The sequence below is a fragment of the Nonomuraea sp. NPDC049784 genome (assembly GCF_040659615.1).
In the GTDB taxonomy this organism is placed as follows: Bacteria; Actinomycetota; Actinomycetes; order Streptosporangiales; family Streptosporangiaceae; genus Nonomuraea.
Map to the genome: position 1 here is coordinate 1 of NZ_JBFAMX010001102.1, position 1,902 is coordinate 1,902.

Consider the following 1,902-nt stretch of genomic DNA (forward strand, 5'->3'; position numbering starts at 1 on the left):
CCATAGGCAACGCGCAGGCGGCCGCCGCGCCCAGCATGCCAACGGCCGGCTGCTGCGCGTCGAGCGCAGCCGAAAGCGGAAGCGCTATCGTCGCCCACACGAAAGGCGTAGCCATCACCGCGCGGTACCGCTGGCGGAACGCGATACGCCGCGCAGCGTGGGCGACGTCGCTGCTGGGCTTCTGCTTGCGGTCCTCAGACATCGGGGTGGGGTCCTTTCGTGTGGCGAGGTCACGTACGTACGGCCGGGGGTCAGCCCTGCGCGTACGCCTCCTTGTTGGCGACGTTGTCCACGCCGCCGACCGCCGCGTGCGCCTCGGCCACGGAGGCCTGGGCGGCGGCGAGGTTCGCGATGTGCTGGTGCTGCAGGGACAGCATGTTGGCGGTCTCCTGCGCGGCCATCAGCGCCGTCAGCAGCTCGCCGCGGCCCATGTTCTTCGCGACCAGGCCGGCCACCTGGCCGTCGATCGCGGCCGCGACCTGGGTCATGTCGGTGCCTGCGGTCGCGTGGTCCTGCATGAGCTGGGGGAAGGAAACGAATTCGGCGTTCACGGTGGTCCCTTCGGGGGTGTCATAACTGGTCAGGTCGATGGCGGGCTTGTCGGCGCGGTCGTCGTCGGCCGCCGACAGCTCCGGCGTCTCCTCCGGAGCGGGCTCCTCGGTCTTCTTGGGCTCTTCCTCGGCCTCTTCGATCACCTCGGCTTCTTCGATCTCGCGGGCGGCCCGGTAGTCGGCGTACGCCTGGCGCGCCCCTTCGGCGGCCTGCCTGGCGATCCGGACCGCACCGCCGAGAACCTTGAGCAGCCCGTACGTTCCGCCCGCGACCACCGCAGCGGTGCCACCGGTCACCGCGAACGCGGCCGACACCCACCAGCGGAGGTTCTTCGGTCCGGGCGGGTCGCCGGACGCGGTCGGACGGGTGAGGTACTTCTGCGCCTGGTGGTAGCGGTCCTGCGCGGCCGCAGCTCCCTTGCGGAACTCGACATCGGCCTGCGCCGCGCCGGCCCGAAGCCCGCCCAGGGCGGCGGCGCGGGCGTCGGGACGCTTCACCAGCGCCGCGGTGATGACGCCGGACAGAGCCAGGATCAGAATCAGGATGATCACTTACGGCCTCCATTGACGTCGGCGGTCATGGTGTCCTGCCAGGCCTGCTTGACGTCGCGGCCGACGTCGGCGGTGTTGATGCCGAAGATGGTGATGGCGCCGACGACCAGCAACGTGGGGATGAACGGGGCAACGATCGCGGTGGCGCGGCCGACCTTGTTCTTCTTGCCCCACACGTCCGCGATCCAGATGGCCGCGCAGACGCCCAGCAGGATCGACGGGACGATGGGGTGGAGGCGGCCGGTGACTGCGCGGATGACGGCCTCGAAGAACGTGCCGATCAGGCCGAAGCCGGCTACGAGCATCAGCCAGGCCGTGAACGTCGGCCAGGCCTTCTTCCAGATGCACACGATGCCGAAGCTCAGCAGTACGGCGGTCAGGCCGCCGAGTCCGACGAGCAGGCTGTTCATGGCGAAGGGTCCTTTCAGGCGAAGAAGTGGATGACGAGGTAGGCGACGATGGCAGCCGTGGTGAGCTCGGGGAGGTAGATCACCATGGCGGGGATGTAGAACGCCGTGTACAGCAGCGCGCGGACCAGCAGCAGCACCCGCCAGCTCCACACCAGGAACCCGACGTCGCGGGGCAGCCACTGCGGTTCCCACCGTTCGCGGACGAACGTGATCGGCGAGGCCAGGTAGGCGGGCCGTTCGCGAGCGATCCAGTCGGCAAGCGGACCCTCGGCGAAGTCCATGAGCTTGCCGAGGAGCTTGGCCTGCTCGATCTGCGCGGGCGTGGCCTGGGCGGGCTGGCCTTCCCGCAACGGCACCACCTGGGCGACCTGCTCGGGTGCGGTGTCGGC

Annotated in this window: 4 protein-coding genes; all 4 read right to left on the reverse strand. The window is 69.7% G+C overall.

The window, feature by feature from the left end:
- The coding region (locus tag AB0J09_RS63675; protein WP_360714087.1) for a hypothetical protein at positions 1 to 202 on the reverse strand (202 nt) is incomplete at its 3' end.
- Between the two features lie 49 nt (positions 203 to 251).
- On the reverse strand, positions 252 to 1,103 hold the full coding sequence (locus AB0J09_RS63680) for a hypothetical protein (protein WP_360714088.1): 852 nt from the start codon (positions 1,101 to 1,103) through the stop codon (positions 252 to 254).
- Positions 1,100 to 1,513 carry a hypothetical protein gene (locus AB0J09_RS63685; protein ID WP_360714090.1) on the reverse strand — a complete coding sequence of 138 codons (414 nt, stop codon included), beginning with the start codon at positions 1,511 to 1,513 and terminating at the stop codon, positions 1,100 to 1,102. Before AB0J09_RS63685 ends, AB0J09_RS63680 begins: the two co-directional genes overlap by 4 nt.
- Before the next feature lie 14 nt (positions 1,514 to 1,527).
- A partial coding sequence (locus AB0J09_RS63690; RefSeq protein ID WP_360714092.1) for a hypothetical protein occupies positions 1,528 to 1,902 on the reverse strand: 375 nt, incomplete at its 5' end.